The sequence below is a fragment of the Flavitalea sp. genome (genome assembly GCF_035489435.1).
In the GTDB taxonomy this organism is placed as follows: Bacteria; Bacteroidota; Bacteroidia; order Chitinophagales; family Chitinophagaceae; genus DATHKG01.
On sequence record NZ_DATHKG010000115.1, the window covers coordinates 1 to 6,374 of the forward strand.

Genomic DNA, 6,374 nt, shown 5'->3' on the forward strand with positions numbered 1-6,374 from the left:
AAACCTTATGGTGGTTTTGCCGGGGGTGTTCACCTCTTCCCATTCCGAACAGAGAAGTTAAGACCCTCATGGCCGATGGTACTGCGATAAAATGCGGGAGAGTAGGTAGCTGCCATATTTATTTTAAGCCTCACGACTAATTATCGTGAGGCTTTTTTTTGCCCCTAACTGTAAGGCCTTTCATAACTCTCTGCACTCTTTCATAACTCATAATTCATAATTCATAATTCTCTTGAATTATATTAAGTTTGTCAACTATGAGTTTAAGAACTTCCCTGATTAATCTGACAGGCTATTGGATGTACAAATTAAACCGACTGCCAATTGGTTGTGATCTTATCCCAGATATAAAGCTGAAAATTCAGATGCCGGTTCGAACCATATTTGATGTTGGTGCAAATACGGGCCAGACGGTAAAACGATTCATCAAAGCTTTTCCCGAGGCAAAAATTTACAGTTTTGAGCCTGTAGCAGCAACATATTCATTGCTTAAAAAAAATACCGAAACCCTGGCTAATGTTTCGTGTTATCATGAGGCTTTAGGGGAACAAATCGGCGATACCGAGATCACTACCTTTTCAGGAAAGGACTCGCTGCTCAATTCCCTCAAAAACCAGGATCCGGTTTCAATGAAGAAGGGCGGAACAGCGGAAACAATTCACGTCAATACCGGCGATGCATTTAGCAGCAAACATGGAATTGAATACATAGATCTGTTGAAAATAGATACGGAAGGGTTTGAACTTGAAGTGCTGAAAGGCAGCGTCGACCTCCTCAAATCTTCAAAGATAAAAGCAATCTATTGTGAAGTTGGATTCAACAGAACCAATAAACAAAATACATATCTGAACGATGTTCTTGATTTTCTGAACCCATATGGTTATGAATTTTACGGCCTGTATGATCTTTATAATAAACGTATGAAAGCCGGTACCGATTATGGAAGTGTTCTGTTTGTAAAACCTTAATCAGTATTACTCTCTGAAATATTCATTCATGGTCTGATTTGCGACCAATATTCCTCAGGAATATTTAACAAACGGAGGTTCACGCTCATTGAATAAACTTTCCTATTTTTAAGTTGGGTTAATAGTTTGAAACACCAAAATGCTTCCGGTTATGAATCTTCATTTCCATTGGATAAATCTGCTGATTTTATTCGGAGCATTCCAGGCTTTACTATTTAGTATAATCCTGCTCTTCAATAAGAAACACCCGGGTTCAAAATTTCTTTCAATTTTTGTTTTCGCCCTCGCTTATAATGGCTTCGAAACATTTAACTGGAGTGCTGGTCTTGATAAGTATTATATGTTTTTTGACATGTTCGGTTTCATAGTTATCTATTCGATTGGTCCGGCTTTGTTCTTATACGTTTCATCACTACTTAATCCCGCACATTCTTTTTCAAAAAAAACAATTGGAGCTCATTTCGGACTGGTGATCTTCCAGTTTATTTCACGTATTGCAATTATTGTTTATCATCTGCTTTGGATAAATAAAATAATAGTCAGTGATATTTCATCGATGGATCTGATGAATATTGTCTGGTTTTATGCCGAGCCACTCAGTGTCATCATGTTTATAGTTTATCTCGTAATGGCCATACACAAATTCCGAAAATTCAAAGCGCTGAATCTCCGGATTCAGTCACTTGAACCGGGAGAACAGACTGTTGTATTCAATTGGATCAAAATATTGCTTGCCTGCCTTTCTATTTTTGCCGCGACCTGGGCACTGACAGTGATATTGCCATATTTTGTGAAGATCCCTATAGATTCCCAGTATTACCCGATAGAGGTGGGACTTGTGTTATTTATCTATTGGATTGCGTTGAATGGTTATCATAAAATGAAACTTATTTACGTGCCCGCATCCCGGCCAATGTCTTCAACCAATCAAATCCTATTGACCCCGGATTCGAATAATCCTGCCTCAGAAGGTCAATTCCAGGAATTCAAAGCACAATCTGTAGCACCGGTAGATGAATCCCGTTTTCGCAATGCATCCCAATTTCCGGATGTATCCCATTATCCGGATGTATCCCATTATCTGGATGCATCCCATAATCCGGATGAATCCCATTATACAGATGAAGATCAACGATATAAAACTGTCGATCCTCACCCGTTGACACAGGTTCCCGCAACTATACCAAATCATGATCATTATCTTGCCTTGATCCAGGAGGCTATGGAACCGGGAAAACTTTATCTTGATCCGGACCTCAACCTGTCTAAGCTTTCCGCCTATACCGGTATTCCTCCGAAATTAATTTCTGCCGTCCTCAACCAGTATAACCAGACCAATTTCAATGATTTTATTAACGGTTACCGCGTAACCCAGGTATCATTACTGATGATGGATCCTTCGAGCCGACACTTTACTATATCCAGCCTTGCCATGGACGCCGGGTTTAATTCGCAGGCTACTTTCCAGCGCGCTTTTAAAAAACACACTGGTATTTCACCCCGTCAATTTATAGCCAGGAATCTTAAAAAGTCGGCCTGATGCAGCATTCATCATATTAAATCACATTCATGTAACTGCGGCAAAGTCTTAAAATAATGCTCAAATCCGGATTTGAGTAGGCAGTTTTATGCTGGTCATGTTCCTTTACTTTCAAAAACCAAAATGAAGTTCCGAAAGGTATTTTTAATATTCATATTCACTGGCTGGTTTTGTGCAGTTTCTGGCCAGGAAATTTATTTGTCGCTGACAGCTAAAATCAGTGACGCTAAATCAGGTAAAGGAATTCCCTCTGTAAGCATACAATTAAGATCAGGTGAGAGCGGAACTGCCAGCAATGGTTCAGGGTTTTTTGTTTTCAAAATTCCACAGTCTGCCCTGGGCGACTCAATAATAATATCATGCATAGGATACAAAAGTCTTTTTATTCCTGTGAAAGCAGCTCTGAACAAGAAGAATTTCATCCTCGAACCTTCGGCCCTTGAATTAGAAGCTGTAACAGTCCGGGCAAGGAGTGCATTGGATTTACTGAAAGAAGCACTTGAAAAGATCTCTCAAAACTATGATACCACTGATACCCAGTATACTGCTTTTTATCGCGAAAATGTATGGATGGGTGATGTTGAACTTGCATTTAGTGAAGCCGTGCTTGATGTATACAGGCCATTCAGGACTGCTCCTAAGCCCAATGATCAGCTCAGGGTATTAAAAGGCAGGAAAAAGCAGATTGACTATGGACGCGAAGCACAACTTTATTCGATGATGAGTGGGGTATCAAATGGCGCAAGGGGAAGTTTAACGGATGACCTGGTCAAATACCGGAATGCAAAATACAGCCCTTTAAATCCTTCCAATTTCAGGTCCTACGAATATAGTTTTGGAAAATCGGTGAGGGCTGGCAACAGTGTACTCGTGGTGGTGGATATCAATCCCAGGAAGAAAGCAAAAAAGGCAATGGTGCATTTGAAACTTTTTATTGATGAAGCATCTTTGTCAATTGTTAAATATGATATGCGGCTTTCCGAGCAAGGCATCAGGCAGGTTAGCAAGCAGGATAAAGGCATTGGTTATATGATCATGTCTAAAGTTGTTCATGCTACAATCGAATATCACAAGTTTGAATATTCTGTGCTTTATAGTAAATACCGCGATAAATGGTATCTGAACAGGGTAACCCGGCACTGGGAAATAAATGTAAACAGTAAGCGTCGTAATTGGGTTGACAGGTTATGGCGGTCTGATAGTGATCTGATAATGACTGACCGCAAAACCGAAAATGAACAACCAATCACAGAGGGGGATATCGGTGGGAAAAAATCGCCCATGCATACATTGGTTGGATCGGAAGTTGATGAAAGCTTTTGGGAAAACTACAATATACTGAAACCTGAAACCCGGGATTCGCTCAATACTCTTGCTGCTTCTGATTTCATATCTGTTTCTGATTCCCTGGCAAAAGTGGCTGCCAGCCAGGCAAATTCCGAATCAACATCTTTGCTTGCGGAAAATGCTGAAAACCCAATTGTGAAACCGGGGATACTGAACAATGGTGATTTGAAGAGAGGTTCTGAAAAATCAGTAAACAAAAACTTTCCAAACCGGCAGAATGGATTCAGCCGGGCCGACACCCTGCGTGGTATGCTAACACCAATGCGAACCTGCTTTGACGTAAAGTTCTATCATCTCGATGTTGCTGTTGACCTGGAAAAAAGATCTTTAAAAGGCTCCAACCTCATCAGGTTTAAAGCTGTTGAATCTTTCCGGACCATGCAGGTAGACCTGAATAGCAATATGCAGATCGACAGCATTATTTACCAAAACAAATCGCTGGCATTCGACCGGGAATTTCATGCAGTCTTTATAAAATTTCCCGCGGAAATTCGCAAAGGTTCAGAAGGGGAAGTAAAAATATTTTATCATGGAGTACCCCAGGAACCTGACTTCAGTATCCCGATGAATGGCGGGGTATTGTGGGACAAAGATTCACTTGGTAATACCTGGGCACAGGTTGTTTGCCAGGGATCGGGGGCAAGCCTCTGGTGGCCAAACAAAGATCACCAGTCTGATGAACCGGATAGCATGAAAATCTGGATAACGGTACCAAATGGTTATGATGAAATATCCAATGGCCAACTACAGGGTAAAACATCAATAGCAGGTGACCGTACCCGTTATGAATGGTTTGTGAGTTACCCGATAAACAATTATAATGTCACGTTCGGTATCGGGAAGTATGCACATTTCAGGGACCTGTATATTTCAGATGACACCCTCGCTATAGATTATTACGTAATGCCCTATAATCTTGATCGTGCAAAAAGGATGTTCAAACAAGTTCCGTTTATGTTAAAAACCTTTGAGAAAAACTTTGGAAAATATCCCTTTCCCCGTGATGGTTTCAAATTGGTAGAGAGTCTGTATCCTATGGAGCACCAGAGTGGAGTTTGCATAGGAAAAATAACAACGGAAAATAGTGTTGAAACGAACCCGCTTATTTGGCATGAATCTGCCCACGAATGGTGGGGTAACTCAATTACCACAAAAGACATTGCAGACATGTGGGTACACGAAGCTTTTGCTACCTATGCTGAAACGATTATTATCGAAGAAATGTTTGGGGCCGAAGCGGCAACCCAGTCAATGCTGGAACAGCGTAATGCCGTTTCAGAAAAAGAACCGGTTACCGGTGTATACGATGTCAATCATATTCATTATGATATTGGGAATATGTACAGTAAGGGAAGTCTTTTGCTGCACACGTTCAGGAATGTTCTTGACAATGACACAGGCTGGGTGAATTTGCTAAAAGCTATTCAAAAGGAGTTTCGGTATAAAACGTTGACTGCTGCGGAACTTATAGCATTTATTAACAGGGTTACAAAATCAGATTATACTTATCTTTTTGATCAATATCTCCACTATACTGAATTACCTTCTCTGCAGGCAAAGTTGAAACCTTTGGGCAATGATCTGGAAATAACTTACAGGTGGCAGGCTAACGTGAAAAATTTCCGGATGCCTGTAAAAGTGATGCATGCGGCTAATGAATTCAAATTTATCTATCCCGATTCAAACTGGAAAACGATCATATTAAAAAATATGAGTCCCGAAGAGTTTGAAGTGGATGAAGAACAATTTTATATTGATGTGAAGATTGATTAAAGACAGTGGACGTCTAAGGGAAGATTCATTCAAGATTTACATTTTGTATTATTTTGTAATTGTCCAGGCGGCGGCCAATTTTGCTGTTTACTTTCTCTACTTCAAATAGCTCTGCATTGAATTTGGGGCGATGATAGCCCAGATAATATTATCAATCAATCCGTTATTCCGCTAATATAATATTGGAGGAACTAATTAAGACAATCGTTGTAAATTGGGTTTACGCCTAAACCTTAAAACCCAGCCACCATGCAAAAAAAATACTTCGTTGCGTATTTAATTCCTTCCCGGGATGATTTTGCGCAAACTATGAATGCTTATGAAAAACAGATCATGGGTGAACATATAGCATATTGGACAGAAAAGATGAACCAGGGAAAAGTGCTGGCCTATGGACCGGTGATGGATCCCAAAAGTATTTATGGACTTGGAATCATCGCACTTGATGATGAACTGGATTTAGCTGCCTTCATAGCAAATGATCCGGCTGCCAGGATTAATCATTATGAAACTTTTCCAATGATGGCAATTGTCCCGTCAGATAAATGACAGCCGGCGATTATGTGGCGATTGACAATCATCATATCTTTATCGCTATATATTTCAAACCTTGGATCTCATAACAACATATTTTAAGACGACGGCAGCATTTACGAATCATTTTTATCCCGCTGCTTCTGCGGCAGAAATTGCCGATGCGGAAGAGTTGCTTGGGATTAGCCTGCCAGAAGATTATCGCAATTTTC

4 protein-coding genes and 1 rRNA gene are annotated in these 6,374 nt (G+C 40.3%); all 5 read left to right on the forward strand.

Annotated elements, in window-relative coordinates:
- Positions 1–6 precede the first annotated feature (6 nt).
- The 5 genes from rrf to VK664_RS18680 all read left to right on the forward strand — a co-directional run bounded on the left by rrf (position 7) and on the right by VK664_RS18680 (position 6,177).
- Positions 7–118, forward strand: a 5S ribosomal RNA gene (rrf, locus tag VK664_RS18660).
- A 139-nt stretch (positions 119–257) separates the two neighbouring features.
- On the forward strand, positions 258–968 hold the full coding sequence (locus tag VK664_RS18665) for an FkbM family methyltransferase (protein ID WP_461400211.1): 711 nt from the start codon (positions 258–260) through the stop codon (positions 966–968).
- A 151-nt stretch (positions 969–1,119) separates the two neighbouring features.
- Positions 1,120–2,508: a helix-turn-helix transcriptional regulator gene (locus tag VK664_RS18670; RefSeq protein ID WP_461400212.1), complete on the forward strand. Its 1,389-nt coding sequence runs from the start codon at positions 1,120–1,122 to the stop codon at positions 2,506–2,508.
- Positions 2,509–2,631: 123 nt separating this feature from the next.
- Complete coding sequence (locus tag VK664_RS18675) at positions 2,632–5,628, forward strand: M1 family aminopeptidase (RefSeq protein ID WP_461400213.1); 2,997 nt, start codon at positions 2,632–2,634, stop codon at positions 5,626–5,628.
- Between the two features lie 249 nt (positions 5,629–5,877).
- Positions 5,878–6,177, forward strand: coding sequence for a YciI family protein (locus tag VK664_RS18680; protein WP_461400214.1), 300 nt, complete (start codon positions 5,878–5,880; stop codon positions 6,175–6,177).
- Positions 6,178–6,374: the final 197 nt, after the last annotated feature.